Annotated in this window: 12 protein-coding genes and 1 pseudogene; 5 read left to right on the top strand and 8 right to left on the bottom strand. The window is 46.1% G+C overall.

The window, feature by feature from the left end; all coding sequences use genetic code 11:
- Nucleotides 1-76: 76 nt before the first annotated feature.
- The 3 genes from K0H61_RS07520 (at nucleotide 77) to K0H61_RS07530 (ending at nucleotide 5,232) form a co-directional block, all read left to right on the top strand.
- The gene (locus K0H61_RS07520; RefSeq protein ID WP_220052068.1) at nucleotides 77-535 is read left to right on the top strand and encodes a DUF1285 domain-containing protein; all 459 of its coding nucleotides are present in this window, start codon (nucleotides 77-79) and stop codon (nucleotides 533-535) included.
- Between the two features lie 149 nt (nucleotides 536-684).
- Nucleotides 685-1,104 (top strand): MarR family winged helix-turn-helix transcriptional regulator, encoded by a 420-nt coding sequence (locus K0H61_RS07525; RefSeq protein ID WP_220052069.1) that lies wholly within the window; start codon nucleotides 685-687, stop codon nucleotides 1,102-1,104.
- A gap of 342 nt (nucleotides 1,105-1,446) precedes the next feature.
- A complete protein-coding gene (locus tag K0H61_RS07530; protein WP_220052070.1) occupies nucleotides 1,447-5,232 on the top strand; it encodes a S8 family serine peptidase in 3,786 nt (1,261 codons plus the stop codon).
- Between the two features lie 71 nt (nucleotides 5,233-5,303).
- Here K0H61_RS07530 and K0H61_RS07535 read toward each other — a convergent pair whose 3' ends face one another.
- Together K0H61_RS07535 and K0H61_RS07540 are read right to left on the bottom strand one after the other, a co-directional pair.
- Nucleotides 5,304-5,654, bottom strand: a complete 351-nt coding sequence (locus K0H61_RS07535) for a hypothetical protein (protein ID WP_220052071.1) — start codon at nucleotides 5,652-5,654, stop codon at nucleotides 5,304-5,306.
- Nucleotides 5,655-5,844: 190 nt separating this feature from the next.
- The gene (locus tag K0H61_RS07540) at nucleotides 5,845-6,879 is read right to left on the bottom strand and encodes a Glu/Leu/Phe/Val dehydrogenase dimerization domain-containing protein (protein WP_220052072.1); all 1,035 of its coding nucleotides are present in this window, start codon (nucleotides 6,877-6,879) and stop codon (nucleotides 5,845-5,847) included.
- Between the two features lie 281 nt (nucleotides 6,880-7,160).
- On the opposite strand from K0H61_RS07540, the gene K0H61_RS07545 reads away from it, so the two are divergent.
- Nucleotides 7,161-7,619: a DUF4826 family protein gene (locus K0H61_RS07545; protein ID WP_220052073.1), complete on the top strand. Its 459-nt coding sequence runs from the start codon at nucleotides 7,161-7,163 to the stop codon at nucleotides 7,617-7,619.
- A 199-nt stretch (nucleotides 7,620-7,818) separates the two neighbouring features.
- On the opposite strand, the pseudogene K0H61_RS07550 reads toward K0H61_RS07545, so the two are convergent.
- The 6 genes and pseudogenes from K0H61_RS07550 to K0H61_RS07575 form a co-directional block, all read right to left on the bottom strand.
- Nucleotides 7,819-8,955: pseudogene (locus K0H61_RS07550) on the bottom strand (ribosomal protein uL16 3-hydroxylase); the annotation flags it as partial.
- A 145-nt stretch (nucleotides 8,956-9,100) separates the two neighbouring features.
- Nucleotides 9,101-10,471: an adenylosuccinate lyase gene (gene purB / locus K0H61_RS07555; RefSeq protein WP_220052075.1), complete on the bottom strand. Its 1,371-nt coding sequence runs from the start codon at nucleotides 10,469-10,471 to the stop codon at nucleotides 9,101-9,103.
- A gap of 26 nt (nucleotides 10,472-10,497) precedes the next feature.
- Nucleotides 10,498-11,118, bottom strand: a complete 621-nt coding sequence (gene hflD, locus K0H61_RS07560; protein ID WP_220052076.1) for a high frequency lysogenization protein HflD — start codon at nucleotides 11,116-11,118, stop codon at nucleotides 10,498-10,500.
- A gap of 3 nt (nucleotides 11,119-11,121) precedes the next feature.
- On the bottom strand, nucleotides 11,122-12,240 hold the full coding sequence (gene mnmA / locus K0H61_RS07565) for a tRNA 2-thiouridine(34) synthase MnmA (protein ID WP_220052077.1): 1,119 nt from the start codon (nucleotides 12,238-12,240) through the stop codon (nucleotides 11,122-11,124).
- Nucleotides 12,241-12,619: 379 nt separating this feature from the next.
- Entirely contained in the window at nucleotides 12,620-13,132 is a 513-nt protein-coding gene (locus K0H61_RS07570) for an NUDIX hydrolase (RefSeq protein ID WP_220052078.1), read from the bottom strand.
- A 93-nt stretch (nucleotides 13,133-13,225) separates the two neighbouring features.
- A complete protein-coding gene (locus K0H61_RS07575; RefSeq protein ID WP_220052079.1) occupies nucleotides 13,226-13,999 on the bottom strand; it encodes an rRNA large subunit pseudouridine synthase E in 774 nt (257 codons plus the stop codon).
- 352 nt (nucleotides 14,000-14,351) lie between these two features.
- Here K0H61_RS07575 and K0H61_RS07580 point away from each other — a divergent pair, with 352 nt between their 5' ends.
- Nucleotides 14,352-16,577, top strand: a complete 2,226-nt coding sequence (locus K0H61_RS07580; protein WP_220052080.1) for an NADP-dependent isocitrate dehydrogenase — start codon at nucleotides 14,352-14,354, stop codon at nucleotides 16,575-16,577.
- Nucleotides 16,578-16,718 lie beyond the last annotated feature (141 nt).

Raw genomic sequence — 16,718 nt, forward strand, 5'->3', positions numbered from 1 at the left:
CGCCTATGTATTCCACATACCCTTTTGGATAATTAATTGCCCGCCTTTTAGCTGGTTTGACATAAGGAATTACGTAATGGAACCACGGACCCATAACGCCACGCAGGCTTTAAAGGATTTCATGCAGCCACAGGGTACGCCCGTACTTTGCAGTGAAACACCGCTATTTCTTATCCAATCTTCGGGTGATTGGCTGTATGAGGGCAGTGCACTCCCTAAGAAGTTTGCCAAGCTATTTGCCAGTATCCTTCACTGTGATAATGACGATTATTTTCTGATTACGCCCGTTGAGAAGGTGAGAGTCGAGGTAGAGGATGTCCCACTTATCATCGTTGATTTCAGTCACGATAGTAATACTGGTTTACTTGCTGTTCGAAGCAGCATTGATACAGAGCATCTTCAAATTGACAGCAAACAAATGCGCATAACCGATTTTGGTATTTATTTGCCACTAGAGCGGGGATTATGGGGAAAACTCAGTCGCGCCTGCTATTACAATTTCGTGAATGAATTCAATTTATCCAACGAAAATTAATCAACAACGATGAAATATTGATTGCAATTGACAGTATAAACTGACTAGTTTATTACAGGTTAAGTGATAGTATTAAATCTGACCTTGGCCGTGTAATTGGCGGCAATTTGAGTGTTGATGGGTCTAAATGTCGTTTTCGGAGGTGCTGTTTGAACCGTTATGAAAGCTTAGGCTATCTTGTTTCCCACTTGAATATTGAGCTGCAAAATGAGCTCGATTTGCGACTAAAACGCTATAATTTGGACATCAAATTATGGCCAGTGTTATTCGCCCTGTGGCAGGAAGAAGGTATCACTCAGACTGAGCTCTCAAAACGTTGTGATGTCGCTAACTACACTATGACCCGACTCTTGGACCAATTACAGGTTCAAGGCTTTATTACTCGACATCAAGAACTCGATAATCGCCGAGCTTTTCAAATTTTTCTTACCGATGAAGCTAAGGCGCTTGAGCAGGATCTGATCCGTGAAGCTGAGCGTGTTAACGAAAAATTCCTTTCTAATTTAGCCGAATTAGAACGCACGCAATTCCTACATCTTCTTAACAAAATAAATCGTTTATCGGAGTAATAGACGGTTTATTTATCATATAAAATTCTTTTTCCCCTCATTTTTTTGAGGCTAAAGCATTGCTTAATTTTGAACCGCCTCAGCCGAATGCCATGCTGTTTACCATTTTACCCTGCCATAGCTCTATAAAATCTTAACCCTATGTCAATATTCGATATTTATCACTATATCGAATTGGGTGCGATTTATTAATACCTTTGTTGTACAAAATGCTACATCTATGCTGTTGCCAAAATGTTGCGTGTCGCGTCATTTTGTTACTTTGAGACACACTGTTTCAACATAATAAGCATCTTCAAGCCTCAGCTTGACGAGAACGAAGCAATTTTCAGGGAACAAGAGATGAAGCAACTTTTTAAGCGTAGCCGTATCGCGGCGACCTGCCTTATGGCAATGGGTCTGACTTCAAATTATGCCATGGCTGAAGATGACGCCATGCTAATCGATAGCAAGTCAAATGCCGTACAATTCACCTTAATCACCGGTGAAGTAGTCACAGCTGTCGTTCGTACAGATGGCACTCTGGGTGGTATTCGCCTGATGGGTGAGAATGGTACCGAAGTGATCACCAGTGTTTTCCAAAATAAAAATGGTCAATACATCATTTCGCCTAAAGCGCAGAAGCTAGTTGATAGCCGAACTGTAGACATGGAGCTTTTCAACATCACTAAACTGCATGCAGCCGGTTACGATGATGCTTCAACTGATAAATTACCCGTTATTATCGAATACCAAGATGGCACACTGGCAGGATCTGCGGTACCAAATGCTATCGAAGGGGCGACCTTAACCGACGAAATCGAACTCATTGACAGTGCTTCGTTTGGGATCAGCAAAGATAAAGCGGCTCAGGTGATTGAATCCCTTAGCAACGATATGACCGTTAAGGCCGTGTGGTTAGATGCTGTTATCAAGGCTGAACCTGTCACGTCTAGCGGCGTAAATGCGTTGGCGAACTTAAAACCAACAGTACCATTAACGGGTGCTTACGGTAATTTAGCAAATAAATATAATGGTAAAGGTGTTCTCGTTGCGGTACTCGATACTGGCTACGATACTGAGCATCCTGATCTTGCGGGCCAAGTATTAGTAAGCAAAGATTTTAGCTACTCAAGCAACGGTGTGGATGATTTAAACAGTCATGGCACCCATACGGCATCGACCATTGCAGGTACTGGCCATGAGTCTGATGGCCTTTATGCGGGTATGGCACCTGGCGCTAAGTTACTGGTTGGTAAGGTGTTATCAAATTCCGGTTCGGGTTCAACCACGGGTATCCTTAACGGTATGATTTGGGCCGTCAACCAAGGTGCTGACATTGTCAGTATGTCACTCGGTGGCAGTGGCACAAGCTGCCAAGGTCCACTGGTTGATATGGTTGAAGCGTTAAGTGATAAAGCGCTATTTGTTATTTCTGCGGGCAACAGCTTTACCCGTGAATCAGTAGGTATTCCAGGTTGTGCGCCAAGCGCCTTAACCGTTGGCGCTGCCGATAGAGAGAACAACACTGCCACCTTCTCATCACGTGGTCCATCTCCAGATGGCCATTCAGCGAAACCTGATATTACTTCACAGGGTGTGGATGTTATTGCTGCCGCATCAGGTGGTAACGGCGATACTGCCTACCGTGCGATGTCTGGCACCTCTATGTCAGCGCCACACGTAGCAGGCGGCGCGGCAATTGTGATGGAAGCAAGACCTGATTTGACACCACGTCAGGTGAAGGAAGTATTGACGTCTTCTGTTCTGCCAACCGATGCCCATGTGTTAGAGCAGGGTGCTGGTCCTATGGATGTTAACCGCGCTGTTGGCCAAAGCATTATTGCACCGCCAAATATGGAATTAGGTTCATTTGCCTATGACCAAGATATCGGAGTAACCCAAACTCAGGTGACTCTTACCAACGTATCGAATAAAGACGTTACGTTGAAGCTCAAAATGAGTTTGATAGGTGAAGACGGCAAAACTCAAATGCCAGCGACCTTAGCGGGCCTAGGCGTTAAGTCAATCGTCGTCCCAGCAAACGGTACTGCTGATGTGCCAGTGTGGATTGACTCAAGTGTTGCCCTGCGTAGCGGTGCATATGGTGCGATCACTGGTCGTATCGAAGGCACTACAACGGGTAAAACCGATGTGCATGTGACAGTGCCGGTGTCATTCTGGATCCAGCAACCAGAAGTAAACCTAAGCCTGAATGTGACTGATATGCGCGGTAAACCAGCCGCTTCTCCATCAAAAGTGTATTTGATGAATGAAGAAGATGACTGGGGTCAAGCGGTGACCTTAACTAACGGTCAAGCGAACCTGAAAGTTCCCGAGGGGAACTACACTATTGTGGCTAACGTCATGACCTATGACAATGATACCACGACCACTGGTCTGGTTGAGTCTGCGGCTCAAATGGCGGTATTAAACCGCAAAGTGAGCCAAGACACCCATCTTGAGTTTGATGCTCGTAATGCTGAAAAACTGGAATTTAAAGCGAGTAAGCCTTTAGCTCCCCAGGGCTATTCATTCGGCTTTACCTATGCGCTTGACGATAACAAGCTAGCAAAATTAGCTGCGATGGACTTAGCACCTGATTATGTGAAGGAGATGTACACATGGTCCCAGGGCCATGACGATCGTTTCCGTTCATTCGTGACGACCCGTGCTTTTGCGCCAGAAACCGTACTTAAGATGCAAAACGGCGAAGTGCTCGATTACAATAAACAAGGTTTGGCAATGTCCTTCAATGGTGAGGGCAGCGCTGAAGTGGTGTTTGTTGGAGATGGTGGTTATAGCACTAAATGGGCTGATTACGATCTACAAGGTCGTATTGCACTGATTGGTAACCCTTACTACTTCACTTCGACTATGGTGAATAGCGCGCTGAAAAATGGCGCAATCGGGGTGATTTTCTATCGTCCAGGTATGAATGGACGTTATAAAGGCACAATCGGTGGTACACCACGTATTCCAGCTGTTGCAGTGAGCTCTGAACAGGGTGAAGCGTTACTCGCGGAAGTTCAAGCGGGTAACAACGTTGTGAGTTGGAAAGGGATTGCGGCAGAGCGTACACCTTATGCTTATTCTATCAACCACATCACCGATGGTCATATCAATGGTGGTCAAGTAGTATTGCAAGAACAGAAAATGAACAAAATTCAAGCGGCTTATCACTCACAAAATGATGAGCGCCCCGTGTTTGTTGACGTGATGGCAATGACTAACAGCACTGGTGAGTTCTACTCTACGGGTAGTACGCAAATGGTGATGACGCCGGTTGTTCGTGATGAGTACTACACTGCAACGACTAAAAATATGTGGACTAACTTAGTGATGCCAGGTTCTTCAATTACAACAGAAGGCGCTTACTTTGATGGTCCTCGTATGATGACTGAAGGCGGTAAAGAAACCACAACTTGGTTAAAAGGTCCTAAAGCGGGCAGCCAATTGTCTAACGGTGGTGTAATTGCATACCGCGACACTAACACCGTTGGTTTTAGTATTGTGCGTTTTGGTGATGCGAGTGGTCACGATGGCACAACAGGCTATAACGCACAGTCTCTATATGGGCTGAAAGTGAATGGTGTTAACTCTTACCTCGATACCGGTAAGGTGACATTGCCTGATAGCAATGCACAGGTTGAGTTGGAGATCCGTTCGTACCCTCGCGGTGTAGGTAGTAGCTCTCCTATTAAAGATAACTTAGGTTCGTTCTACCAAGGTATTTATACCTTTAACACTGACTCTGGCAAGCAAGGTGCCCAAGCTGTACTGGTTCCTAAAATTGATGTGCCGGTAGCGATTGATAACACCTTACCAGCAGGTGAACCTGCCATGGTTAAACTCGCGGGTCTGATGGACGGTATCGGTCAAGTAGACCTGTCTGATGTAACACTTGAATATGGTTACGGCCAAGAGTGTTCATTAACGACTCCATCAGTTTCTATCTATTGTCCTGTTAGCACTAAATTTGCTGAAACTTCATGGCAAGTTGCAGAAGTTAAACAAATTAATGGTGAATGGGTTGCCACAATTCCTAACAGCACTGTTGCAGGCAATTTTGTTCACTTACGTGTACAAATGAAATCTGATGACAGCTCTGTTAAACAAACCATGATGCGTGTTTACATGCTCAAATAATCCAAACCCTGGATAACGCAAAACCGCTATTGTTTCGGCAATAGCGGTTTTTTTATTCGGGTAATTATGGGTCAATTATAGGGGAATAGCACCGCGAGTAAGACCAGACTAGAGCCTATGAGTAAGCCATGTTGGAGTAATCGCTGGCCTTGTATGAGGCTATTTTTACCCTGTTTCAAGCTGGTAATAAGTTGATTATGTTTGTAGATCCGACAGGTCAGTTCATCGGTTTGTGGGTCGATAAACAGCTTAAAGCTGCATTGCTGGCCATCATTAAGACAAATGTTGTGGACACTTTTAGGTCCAAAATTTAATTTTGAGGATACCTGTTGTCCATTCACCAATACCCTTTCTAATCCAAACCAGTCACTGGCCTGTAACTCTACAGAGTCATCATTTAACTCGTACTTAAAACTGACCATAAGCTATCCCTTCTCAGAGCGACGAGTGGTTAATTCAAGCAGAGCTTTATAGTCTTTTCCACTACAGAAAAGTGAAATTTACGTGTCGGTTGGGTATCTAATTGGTATTAGAGGATATTTAATTTTTGAAGGGTTAGGAGGGAAGAATAAGGGTGAGTAGCAGCGATTAGCCACCCACCCAAATGAGCGATTACACCTTAGCAGCTTGGTAAATGGCACGGGCCATTTCGTCGGCAACATCACCTGTTGTGCGGTTTTCTGCATCTGCCTTAGCGAAGATTTTTAACAGGGTGTTATAGATTTCACGCACTTTGGCTTCAGATTTGGCCGCATCATAATTGTTTTCAAATGATACGTTGATAATGCCGCCAGCGTTAATCACATAATCTGGCGCGTACAGAATGCCCATTTCCTTTAATTGTTCGCCATGACGTACTTCAGCTAATTGATTGTTCGCGCAGCCCGCGACAATTTTGGCCTTTAGCAGCGGCAGGGTGGAATCGTTCAGGGTAGCACCTAACGCACATGGTGCGTAAACATCTACGTCTTGAATGTAGATATCCTGAGGTGCGACAACGGTTGCGCCAAAATCAGTGGCAACTTTGTCTAAAGAGGCCTGGTGAATATCGGTAACAACTAACTGCGCGCCTTCTTCATGCAAGTGTTTACACAGGTAGTAACCAACGTGGCCAACACCTTGAACGGCGATTTTAAGCCCTTCTAAGCTTTCTAACCCGAGCTTATGTTTAACGGCTGCTTTGATCCCTAAATAAGTGCCAAGGGCAGTGAACGGTGACGGATCACCGCTTTTACCTTCAAGGCCGGCCATATAAGGCGTTTCTTCATGGGCAATCATAATGTCGGCCGTTGTGGTACCGACATCTTCTGCCGAATAGTAGCGACCGCCTAAACTATTGATAAAACGACCAAAGGCACGGAATAGGGCTTCGCGATCGGGGCGCTTTGGATCGGCGATAATCACAGATTTGCCGCCACCCATGGTTAAACCCGCAAGGGCATTCTTGTAGGTCATGCCGCGGGAGAGGCGTAAGACGTCTGTCAGGGCTTCGTCATCGGATTGATAGTTCCACATCCGGCAACCACCAACGGCGGGGCCGAGGTTGGTGTTATGGATGGCAACAATGGCTTTTAGGCCACTTTCTTTATCATGACAGAATACCACCTGTTCATGTTCGTCAAAGGATACATGATTAAATACAGCCACGTGAAGATCTCCGCTTTACACAGTAAATGGCCAACAGGATATTTCCCCATTGGCCGCTCGTTATATTTATTGCAGAACCATAGCATTTAGCGATACTCTCAACCATTCGTTGTGACCGAATAATTGAGATAATTTGTGGCAATCTAGGTTTCCACTTTACGTAAACGTAAAGTATGATAGTTGCAGATACACTATCGCCGAGATACATTCAGCCATTAGTATGCATCGTGGACTTTCCAAAGAATGAGAGCCACGCAATAACAATAAGTTAGGAAGGAAGTATGACTGAACAAGCCGCTGCACCAGCCCAACCGACCATTTCCCCAGAAGAGATGGAAAAAATGCGTCAAGAATGGGTTAGAACGCAATTTCAAAAGGCTAACCGTTTTCTGGCTGAAAAAGGGGTGATCCCAAGTAAAGTGTTAGCCGATGAAAGCCGTTACTTAGCACCTTATTTAGCAATATGGAAAATGGAATCTAAGCGTCCGAGCACCAAAACCTATTGGGTAATGTCTGGGGATTTACCGTCGGATTTCGTGGACGTCAAAGTGGCAAAAACGGCGCGCGACGCCATTCGACATTTCTCAATGATGTGGCAGATGCAGGCGGAAAATCTCATTCGCTCTGGTGCAACTCGCCGTGATGCAACCCAGGCTAAATTCGCCCAGTTATTGGTTTCACGCGCTGAAAGTCTGTACCGGATGCACAATGATGAAAAGTTGTGGGGCAATCAGGCTTAAGCACAATTAAATGGGTTTTGCTCAGTATTGAACAACATATAAAGCAAGTTCATTTAAGAGACTTAAGTAACAATAAAGGCACTCAATCGAGTGCCTTTATGTTTTTAAACCGTTCCATCAATGAAGCTAGACTGACTTAGTCTTCGTCATACGTGCTTTCATCATCTAGGACTTCATCATCTGAGTCTTCATCTTCCATATCAGAACTGTCGCTCAGGTAATACAAACCTTGATTGATAAGCTGCAGCAACAGCGCTTGTACTTCTTGTTGCTCACAAAGCGCCTTTGCAGCGTCCGAGCTTAAGTTCACGTTATCGCAAAGCGTGATTAATACGGATACGTCAGTATTTGGCAGCGGATAAATCTCGCCATTGATAAAGAGGCGTGATTCGCTGTCGTTTTCCACGCGCAGCACTTTTAAGCCACCAATACGGCTGATGCCTGCGCCTTGCTCAAAGGCATCTTGTAAGTCTTCTGCGTTGTAGGCTTCTTCCCCTTCGCAGATATCGAGCTCGAAGCGGTTTTGGCTGAGCAATTTACCCAGAACCACTTGATAGCTCTTTGGATCTTCAGCCAACTGGCTTAACAGCGACATAATGCCTTGCTGGTGGTCTTGGCTGATGACCCCTGGATTTGCAGGCTCAGTTTGCGAGGTAAAACGTTGCTGACCTAAATTTTTATCCAGCAGATAGTCGGCGACTTCACTGGCTAATTCTTGTTGGCTCGGGGCGCGGTAACCGATGGAATAGCTCAACGCTAAGGTTAAGGTTTCACCGCAGTGTGGGTAACCCGGTGGAATATAAAGCACATCGCCTTTTTCGAGCACAACATCGATGATCGGCTCAAAGTCTTCCACCAGTGGCGAGTTGGGATTGCCACCACGGCGTTGTTGTGGGGTATTGGCGCCCACAGTCCAGCGACGCTCGCCTTCACCTTGGATGATAAACACATCGTAGTTATCAACGTGTGGGCCGACACCGCCGCTAGGGGTTGCGAATGACACCATTAAATCGTCGAATCGCCAATCCGGCAGGAAGCGGAATGCCTCAACCAAAGGTTGTGAATCTGGATACCAATGGTTAACGGCTTGCACGAGTAGCTGCCAGTGGCTTTCACCGTAGTTGTCGTAGTCTTCAAAGGGGCCTTGGGTCACTTTCCAATCGTTTTCAGTGGTTTCAACGATACGTGAAGTGATTTCTTCTTCACAGGCAAGACCTGCCAGTTCATCGGCGCTGATCGGATCTTGGAATTGTGGGAAGGCACCTTTGATGACCAGAGGTTTCTTTTGCCAGTATTCATTTAAGAACTGGGCGATATCGAGATTAAGTTTGTACATAGTGTCAAAAAAGGCGACTACATCTTAGGATGTAACCGCCTAATCCTTGTTTAGGTCAAATAAACCATTTTAGCTGATGAAACTAAGCGAGAGATTAACTTAGAAATATCTGTTTAGATTATCAGCTAAAAATCATTGCTGAAGTTTACTTAAGCTCGTCAACGAAGGCTTCAGCACGGCCAATGTAGTTGGCTGGCGTCATCTTCTTGAGTTCAACTTTTACTTCTTCTGGCAGTGCTAAACCGTCGATAAATACCGCTAATTGTTGTGCATCGATACGCTTACCACGGGTCAGTTCTTTTAACTTCTCGTAGGGCTTTTCAATGCCGTAGCGGCGCATGACGGTTTGTACTGGCTCTGCTAATACTTCCCAATTTTGGTCAAGTTCAGCACGTAAATGCTCTTCGTTTACTTGTAACTTGCTGATACCTTTTAGAGTTGCTTGGTAAGCGATCAGCGAGTGGGCAATACCCACACCTAAGTTACGCAGTACGGTTGAGTCAGTTAAGTCACGTTGCCATCTTGAAACCGGCAGTTTAGAGGCTAAGTGCTGCATGAGTGCGTTAGCGATGCCTAAGTTACCCTCTGAGTTTTCAAAGTCGATTGGGTTAACTTTGTGTGGCATGGTCGATGAACCGATTTCACCGGCAACGGTGCGTTGCTTGAAGTGACCTAGGGCAATGTAACCCCAAACGTCACGGTCAAAGTCAATCAGGATAGTGTTGAAACGTGCGATAGCATCGAACAGTTCAGCAATGTAATCGTGCGGCTCGATTTGCGTGGTGTATGCGTTCCAGTTAAGACCAAGACTTGTTACAAAACGCTCTGACAGTGCATGCCAGTTGACTTCAGGATAGGCGGATAAATGGGCGTTGTAATTACCTACGGCGCCGTTGATTTTACCCATGACTTCAACTGCTGCGATCTGCTTGATTTGACGCTCTAAACGCACAGCAACGTTGGCCATTTCCTTACCTAACGTTGAAGGCGAAGCGGGTTGACCGTGGGTACGTGACATCAATGGTACTGAGCGGTATTCAACGGCCAGCTTTTTGATGGCGGTCAGTAGTTCGTTGCAGTATGGCAGCACCACTTGGTCGCGGGCTTCGGTCAGCATTAAACCGTGGCTTAGGTTGTTGATGTCTTCTGAAGTACAGGCGAAGTGAACGAATTCACCCACGGCGGCTAATTCCGCGTTATCCGCGATTTTTTCTTTAATGAAGTATTCAACCGCTTTCACATCGTGGTTGGTGGTGCTTTCAATGGTTTTCACGCGAAGCGCATCTTGCTCGCTGAAATTGTCTTTGATGGCGTCGAGCAGTGCGATAGCAGATCCACTCAGTGGTGGCACTTCAGTGATTTCTGGACAATCGGCTAACAGTTTAAGCCAGTTGATTTCGACTTGAACACGGTACTTAGTAAGACCGAACTCGCTGAAAATCCCTCTCAATGACGCTGTTTTACTACCGTAACGGCCGTCTACCGGAGAGATAGCAGTTAGTGCGGAAAGATCCATGTGAAGCTCCTTGATAAAAACTTATTTTATTGTAGGGTAAGGCTTTTTTTAGCCGTATCGACGATAGCTTTGCGGGCAAAAACTAAGTGTCTGCGCTTACCGCCAAGTTGTCGCCAAAGTACGGCACTGCGCATTGCCGCTAACAGCAGGGCACGTATTTTATGTTGTACAATTGGACGCTGCAGGCACATAGGGTTACCTGAAATTTGAATCTTAGGTCCAAGATTACTGATAATATCGCTGTAAATACTCGCCAAATTGGCGATCACTTGCTCATCGGTAATGGAAAAGTGGTGTAGCTGTCGATGCACCTGATTAATGCGTTCACTTAGCATCGCAAGGCCAGAATTAGAACGGGCAAGTTTGCGCTCCAGCGCCATAATTCCCACTAGATAGCGGGTGATTTCAACGTCTTTTTGACTACTGTCGCCCAGTTGGTTCAAGACCAGTTTATAGCCCTTTTGTAAGGCCTGTTTATCTTGATATACGTCAGCAGCAGAATCCGGATTCGTCACCAGAATGGTGTTCAAACTGGCTGCGAGTTCCTCGGTGTCACTCTCACCATGGCGTGCTAAATACTGAACTTGTGCAATGGCTTGCAGTATTCCTGCAAAGGCCATAGTGCGATTAATCAGCTGATCGTTCACCCGTTATCCTCGAATAATTTGGTCGATAATGCCGCCGCCTAAACACACTTCGCCGTCGTAAAATACTGCCGATTGGCCTGGAGTCACGGCAGCGACGGGCTCATCGAACACGACTTTTATGCTGTTTGCATCCACAACGGTGATAGTGCAAGGGATATCCTGCTGGCGGTAGCGGGTTTTCACCACAATGTGGCTCTTATCAGCTGGGCCAATGCGGTCAACCCAATGTAGCTGATTGACGACCATGGCATTTGACATTAGGCGAGGGTGATGTGCACCTTGACCCACAATCAAAACATTACGCTTAAGATTTTTATCAACTACGTACCAAGGGTTGTCATTACTGTTTTTCATGCCACCTATGCCAAGGCCTTTGCGCTGACCAAGGGTGTGGTACATTAGCCCCTGATGGGTACCAATAATTTCACCTTCAGGGGTTTCGATATTGCCAGGCTGCGCCGGTAGGTAAGTGCCTAAAAACTCAGTAAACTTACGCTCGCCGATAAAACAAATTCCCGTACTGTCCTTTTTATCATGGGTGATTAAGCCCATTTTTTTGGCGATATCACGCACTTCGTGTTTCTCAAGTTCACCCACAGGGAACAGGCTGCGTGCCACTTGCTCATGGCTTAGGGTGTAGAGGAAGTAGCTTTGGTCTTTGTTGTTGTCGACACCGCGTAACATTTGTACAGAGCCGTCTTCGTTGTCGCGGCGGCGGACATAATGGCCCATGGCGATATAGTCGGCATCGAGGATATCGTCGGCAAAGTCTAAAAAGGCTTTAAATTTGATTTCTTTATTACACATGATATCGGGATTTGGGGTTCGACCCGCCTTGTACTCGGCAAGGAAATACTCGAATACATTGTCCCAATATTCTGCGGCAAAGTTGACTGTGTGTAGTTTAATCCCAAGCTTGTCGCACACGGCTTGAGCGTCTTTTAAATCTTCTGCGGCAGCACAATACTCGTCGTTATCGTCTTCTTCCCAGTTCTTCATGAAAAGGCCTTCCACCTGATAGCCTTGCTGCATCAGCAAATAGGCAGATACAGATGAATCAACACCGCCAGACATGCCGACGATGACTTTTTTTCCTGAATGAGTGGGTTCGATTGAAGTCATAGATCCTAAAAACCGTTGAGTATTATCTACTTAATATGTGTTGCTTACTTATCACGCATGCGTCGTTCTATATGTGGGTATAACGACGGCATTTCAAGGCCGCGTAAATGGGTCTGGTTTGAGAGAGTCATGAAAATCTGTGCAGCCTCTCATTTCAAAGTTTAGCGATTCTGTGGCTATATAGCCGCTAAAGGCGAATTCGCGCATTGCACATCCTCAATAGGCCTCTACCCAAGGATCAGAGTCCAGGTTTTGGCCGAGAACTAAGTTCAATCGACGCACTGAACAAAGAGGATAAGTGCAAATGTTTAGCGGAAATAACAGTACGAAACTGAGGGAAAAGCCTCAGTTGAATCGCCTATTTACGCGGGGGCGTATTCTAGCACGCATTGCCGCTCGGGGCTATCGTGAGACGGGTACTATTGAGTAACTCAAGGGAATAAGTGTTTCTGTTTTGGAAATGATGCAAATAGTCCCTAAGACAATCGAGCACTAATGGGCTTCTAAGCTGTGTGGCTTTCGCTTCAATTTGCTCGAGTGTTAGCCAATGGCACGCGCTGATGTCCTTATCCTGTGGAATCGTGTCTTGCATCTCATCGACTTGGACGCAAAAAGTAAAGCGCAAAAACGAAAGCTCGGCACTTGCACTAAATTGATAAATCCCCACGAGGCCAGACGGCGTTAGACTGAGGCCCGTTTCTTCTAATACCTCTCTCTCACAGGCACTGATGAGACTTTCATTGGCTTCGAGGTGTCCCGCTGGCTGATTGAAACGCTGCTCGCCCTCAATCCATTCCTCAACCATTAGAAATTTGTCATCGTTTGGTACGTGGATGTTTGGTGCGTGGATAATACAGGCAACGGTGACATTGGGTTTGTATCTGACTTTCATCTGTTTTACCTGTACTTGAGGTTTGGGCTATTCAATGCATATTCCTAGAATGGAGTCTGTTACAATGACCTTAGGGTGGTGAGATGCACTCAATTAACCTAACTGAATGCTTTTATACTCACCTGTCGTTAAGTCATCTAGGCACCACTCGCCGATGGCGTAACGGATAAGCCTTAATGTCGGAAAACCAATATGGGCGGTCATGCGCCTGACTTGACGGTTTCGCCCTTCGTGGATTTGGATTTCAAGCCAGCTGGTGGGAATGTTTTTACGTTCACGTATGGGCGGATTGCGGGGCCACACAGAGGGCGCATCCATGAGTTTTACCTTTGCGGGTAGCGTCATGCCATCTTTGAGCTCAACACCTTGGCGTAATTTGACTAAGTCCGTTTCGCTAGGCTCACCTTCGACTTGCACCCAATAGGTTTTAAAGGTTTTCTTTTTAGGCTCTGTAAGTTTGGCCTGGAGTTTTCCGTCGTTGGTGAGCAGTAACAGGCCTTCGCTGTCCCTATCTAATCTTCCTGCGGCATATACGCTAGGAATAGGGATATAGTCCTTTAAGGTCTGGCGACCCTGTTCGTCGGTAAATTGGCATAGCACATCGTAGGGTTTATTAAATAACACTATGATCGGATTGACCACTACACCTTGACTCGCCTGTTGATGTTTAGCCGAATTTGAACCCGATTTATTATATTTTTTATTGTCAAGTCCCTGCTTTGAAGAGGTTCGACCAGTCTTGTTTTGCTTGACCTCTACGCCAGCCTTTTGTGCCTGTTTGTGCCTCTTGCTTTCTCGGGGCGATATGCTGCCAGTGGGCGGAGGCGTTGTGTTTGAACGCTTTGGCGAAATTCTATTCTTGTTCATGCTGTTGATGATGGCTCCAACTGAATGGATACCAATATACCGTTTGATGGGGGGCTGAGCCTAAATTTGTACACAGTGTACTTGGCATTGACTAACAGTGGAATTTGAATATTAGCGTGAATGCTCTATGATGTCCGCCTGAAAATGTGATCTATGCCAAACGCTTTGCGGGCATAGCGGTACCGGATCCCAATAAAATTGGTGAAGTAAAACAAGCAACTGTATTGGCTCGAGTGCGTTGACAGGGCAGAAGCGATTGCCGCAATAGAGAATTCCGCCGTGCCAATACACCTTCGCCATGATATAAAATTCTTATAAAAATAGCATATTTTACAATAATGTAGGATGTAACATGAAAGATAACGCACCAACAATTATCTATACTGAAACAGACGAAGCCCCAGCACTGGCGACTCTTTCTCTGTTGCCTATCATCAAGACCTTTACCGACGCTGCCGGTGTTGCGGTTGAAACCCGTGATATTTCGTTATCTGGCCGTGTGATTGCGAACTTCCCTGAAAACCTTAACGACGCTCAAAAAATTGGCGATCATTTAGCTGAATTAGGTGAATTAGCAAACCTACCAGAAGCTAACATCATCAAGCTGCCAAATATCAGTGCCTCTATCCCTCAGTTAAAGGCCTGTATTTTAGAGCTGCAACAAAAAGGTTATAACATCCCTAACTACCCAGACGAGCCAAAGACTGACGAAGAGAAGTCAATCAAAGCCCGTTATGACAAAATTAAAGGCAGTGCAGTAAACCCTGTACTGCGTGAGGGTAACTCAGACCGCCGCGCGCCGCTGTCTGTGAAAAACTTCGCTAAGAAAAACCCACACTCCATGGGCAAATGGGCTGCGGATTCTCAGTCTCACGTTGCTCACATGACCGAAGGCGATTTCTACGGTAGCGAGCAGTCTGTGACAGTGGCGAACGCTGACACTGTGAGCATCGTGCTAACCCAAACTGATGGTCAAGAAGTGGTGTTAAAATCAGGCCTGAAACTGCAAGCCGGTGAAATCATCGACTCAGCAGTCATGAGTAAAAAAGCCCTAGTCAGTTTCTTCGAGCGCGAAATCGCAAATGCTAAAGAAGAAAACGTACTGTTGTCTTTGCACCTTAAAGCCACCATGATGAAAGTGTCTGATCCCATCATGTTCGGTCACGCAGTGAAGGCATTCTTCAAACCCGTGTTCGAAAAGCACGCGTCTTTATTCGCTGAATTAGGCGTTGATGTTAACAACGGTTTTGGTGACGTATACGCGAAAATCGCGACTCTGCCTGCTGAAGTGCGTGCGCAAATCGAAGCGGATATCGCTGCGGTATATGCCGAGCGTCCAGCGCTGGCAATGGTCGATTCAGACAAAGGTATCACCAACCTACACGTACCAAGCGACATCATCATCGATGCGTCTATGCCTGCGGCTATCCGTTCTTCAGGCCAAATGTGGGGCCCAGATGGTCAACTGCACGATACTAAAGCGCTGATCCCAGATCGCTGCTACGCCGGTGTTTACCAAGAAACTATCGCTTTCTGTAAAGAGAATGGCGCATTTGATCCAAAAACTATGGGTAGCGTGCCAAACGTGGGTCTGATGGCGCAAAAAGCCGAAGAGTACGGTAGCCACGACAAGACCTTTGAAATCCCTGCAGACGGCGTTGTAACCGTCACTGATTCAACTGGCACCGTATTAATGAGCCACAACGTTGAAGCCGGTGATATCTGGAGAATGTGCCAAGTTAAAGATGCGCCCATCCGTGACTGGGTGAAATTGGCCGTTCGCCGTGCTCGTTTAAGCAACACTCCAGCGGTATTCTGGTTAGATGCTAACCGTGCCCACGATGCGCAGTTAATTGCTAAGGTAAAACAATACCTGCCTGAGCATGACACCAATGGTCTTGAAATCAGCATTCTGTCTCCAGAAGAAGCGACTCGTTTCTCATTAGTGCGTATCAAAGAAGGTAAAGACACTATTTCTGTTACTGGTAACGTTCTGCGTGACTACCTGACAGACTTGTTCCCAATTTTAGAACTGGGCACCAGCGCTAAAATGCTGTCTATCGTGCCATTAATGAACGGTGGTGGTCTGTTCGAAACGGGTGCGGGCGGTAGTGCACCTAAGCACGTGCAACAGGTTGAGAAAGAAGGTCACCTGCGTTGGGATTCTCTGGGTGAGTTCCTTGCGTTAGCAGCGTCTTTAGAGCATTTAAGCCAAACCGTAGGCAATCCAAAGGCACAAGTGTTAGCGGATACATTAGATCAAGCAATCGGTCAGTTCTTAGATAGCAACAAGTCACCTTCAAGAAGAGTGGGTGAGCTGGATAACCGTGGTAGCCACTTCTATTTAGCAATGTACTGGGCACAGGCTCTAGCTGCGCAAACGCAAGATGAGCAGCTGCAAGCGCACTTTACCCCATTAGCTGAGTCTCTGACTGCGAATGAGCTAGTCATTGTTGCAGAGCTGAACAATGCCCAAGGTGCTCCAGTGGATTTAGGCGGTTATTACCGTTTAGATGCGGCTAAAGCTGAAAAAGCGATGCGCCCAAGCGAAACCTTAAACAAACTGTTAATCGCTTAATTTTAAAGCCCGATTGATAGCTAACAAAAAGGATCTGCAGTTGCAGATCCTTTTTTATACCTGAAGTAAGGCGATGTTTAATCTGATTTATAGCGTTATATCCGGTTAAAGGTTAGAGCAAATAAAAAGGCAGGGACTTAT

Source organism: Shewanella acanthi, assembly GCF_019457475.1.
GTDB lineage: Bacteria > Pseudomonadota > Gammaproteobacteria > Enterobacterales > Shewanellaceae > Shewanella > Shewanella acanthi.

What these genes read in the sequence shown, in the direction of transcription:
- K0H61_RS07575 (WP_220052079.1), bottom strand. Translation starts at nt 13,999, where the DNA reads ATGAACAAGAATAGAATTTCGCCAAAGCGTTCAAACACAACGCCTCCG.
- K0H61_RS07545 (WP_220052073.1), top strand. Translation starts at nt 7,161, where the DNA reads ATGACTGAACAAGCCGCTGCACCAGCCCAACCGACCATTTCCCCAGAA.
- K0H61_RS07520 (WP_220052068.1), top strand. Translation starts at nt 77, where the DNA reads ATGGAACCACGGACCCATAACGCCACGCAGGCTTTAAAGGATTTCATG.
- purB (WP_220052075.1), bottom strand. Translation starts at nt 10,471, where the DNA reads ATGGATCTTTCCGCACTAACTGCTATCTCTCCGGTAGACGGCCGTTAC.
- K0H61_RS07570 (WP_220052078.1), bottom strand. Translation starts at nt 13,132, where the DNA reads ATGAAAGTCAGATACAAACCCAATGTCACCGTTGCCTGTATTATCCAC.
- mnmA (WP_220052077.1), bottom strand. Translation starts at nt 12,240, where the DNA reads ATGACTTCAATCGAACCCACTCATTCAGGAAAAAAAGTCATCGTCGGC.
- K0H61_RS07580 (WP_220052080.1), top strand. Translation starts at nt 14,352, where the DNA reads ATGAAAGATAACGCACCAACAATTATCTATACTGAAACAGACGAAGCC.
- K0H61_RS07535 (WP_220052071.1), bottom strand. Translation starts at nt 5,654, where the DNA reads ATGGTCAGTTTTAAGTACGAGTTAAATGATGACTCTGTAGAGTTACAG.
- K0H61_RS07530 (WP_220052070.1), top strand. Translation starts at nt 1,447, where the DNA reads ATGAAGCAACTTTTTAAGCGTAGCCGTATCGCGGCGACCTGCCTTATG.